Raw genomic sequence first — 2,115 nt, 5'->3', positions numbered from 1 at the left:
GTGCACGAGCGTGGGTCCTTCCTCGTACGAACTTTGGACGGTTCAGTACGGAAACCTACGCTCGTCGCCTTTTACACCACCTTCTGGACGCGACCCGCTAATACAGGAGCCCTGCCCATGCCCGCAGCAGAACGCGAAAAGTACCCGCCCAAACCAGCAGTCGGCTTCGCAGCCACAGCCTGCCACCGGTTCAGGATCAGGCACTCAGAAGTGCCTCGCAGAACGTGCGGGTTTCGAGAGGGCTTTTGCGAAAGGCGACCTGCGGAAACGTGATCACTGCGGGAGCTCTCGCAGAACTCTCACAGATGAACATTTATGAGAATTACTGCGTGTGTTACTTGTGGCCGAAGCCGCGTGACAGCTGGTTATAGCGGCGCTTGTTGTGCCGAAGCCGCGGTGAAGTGACGAGCTAGGCTCGGGGCGGCTCGCCGTTGGCCAAGGCCTCGAAGGTAGCTTGGTGGACTGGGGGCCATCCGGGTGCCGTTAAGGGGAATCCAATCTACCTTAACGGATCTTAGCGGTCTCGAACCCCATGGTGAAGGTTTCGAGTTCCTTCAAGCTCTGTGCAGGTACCTATGGCCAGTTCGCGTTCACCTCGCCAGATGACTGTGGAGACACTTCCGGCTGCAACCGCCAGAAAAGACGCCAGCTCACGGACGCAGTGCTGGGGCTGGGCCGGGGCGCTGTTTGTGCTCTATGCAGCGTTCAGCCTGGCTCAGCATCATCGCCTCGGTACCGGCGGATTCGACCTCGGCATCTTCACTCAGGCAGTCCGCAGCTACGCAGCGTTTGGCGCTCCCCGCTCGGATATCAAGGGCTGGGGCTTCAACCTGCTCGGAGACCACTTCCATCCGATCCTGGTCCTCCTAGTGCCCGCGTACTGGGTCTGGCCGCGTCCGCAGACCCTGCTCGTAGCTCAGGCGGCCTTGCTGTCATGGGCCGTCGTACCCCTGACCCGTCTCGCGGCCAAGCGGCTGGGAAAGCCCGCTGCCCACGCAGTCGCGGCCGCATACGGTCTCTCATTCGGCGTACAGAGCGCTCTCGCCTATGAATTCCACGAGGTGGCCTTTGCTGCGCCTCTCCTCGCCTACGGCCTCACAGCACTGATCGAGGGCCGCTGGACGCAGGCAGCCGCGTGGAGCGCTCCCCTCCTGCTGGTCAAGGAGGAGGGCAGCCTGACGGCCGCGGCCGTGGGCGTGATCTTGGTCCTGCGCGGCCAGCGACGGCTGGGGCTCATGCTCATCGGGGGCAGTCTGCTGTGTTTCGCTCTGGTCGTAGGATTTCTGATCCCGGCAGTAAACCCTCGAGGAATTTACCCCTACCTGAACAGCGCAGCAGACGGCGGGGCACTAAGCAGCACGCTCACCCTCACAGAGCGGCTCACAGGCATGCCTGAGCTGCTGTTCACACCCACGGAGAAGCTCACCACCTTGCTGCTCCTCAGCGGCATGACCTGCTTCGTCGCTCTATTTTCACCTTTGTCTCTGATCGGACTCCCGACCATTTTCATCCGGTTCCTGTCCGACAGCCCCAACTACTGGGGAACAGGATTCCAGTACAACCTCATCCTGATGCCCATCCTCTTCGCCGCGGCCCTCGATGCCCAACCCAGACTCATCATCAGTCGCTACGCGGCTGTCAGGACGCTAGGCCGGAACCTTGGTGCTGCACTTCTGTGTGCCGCTGCTCCGCTAGCCCCTGCGCAACCTCTGCAGAATTTCCTGCTCCACCCCGTAAACGCCTTCTCGCTCTCTCCACACGCCAGCACCGCTCACCAACTGATCGACCGTATCCCTGACGGTTCTGATGTCGAAGCAACCAATCACCTCAGCGCCCAGCTTGCCCACCGGACACGCGTATTCCTCTGGCCCTACACAGACCGACAGGCAGACTGGATCATCTACGACCTGACCGACCCCTCACTGCCACGGGACCAACTCCAAAGCCGCCTGGCCAACCGTCTAGCCATTGGATACGAACAGATTGCGAACAGCCAGGACATCGTCCTGCTGCGCCGCAGTGAGGTGCCCCGAAGTTTCCGGACAGACGTCCAATAGGATTGCCTTGAACGGAAAAGAGGACGCAAGAAGTGGCACCACCGAGCAAGTACACCCC

The 2,115-nt window shown here is 61.3% G+C and carries 1 protein-coding gene; it reads left to right on the top strand.

Annotation, left to right across the window (positions count from 1 at the left end):
- Positions 1–602 precede the first annotated feature (602 nt).
- On the top strand, positions 603–2,057 hold the full coding sequence (locus AC07DW_RS34150) for a DUF2079 domain-containing protein (protein ID WP_478861480.1): 1,455 nt from the start codon (positions 603–605) through the stop codon (positions 2,055–2,057).
- Positions 2,058–2,115: the final 58 nt, after the last annotated feature.

It is taken from the genome of Streptomyces sp. NPDC045701, assembly GCF_056432045.1.
Note: the sequence above shows the minus strand (reverse complement) of the source record. Positions and strands in the feature narration are given on the sequence as shown.

Excerpts from the sequence above, each read along its gene's own strand:
- AC07DW_RS34150 (WP_478861480.1), top strand. The coding sequence starts at position 603 with ATGACTGTGGAGACACTTCCGGCTGCAACCGCCAGAAAAGACGCCAGC.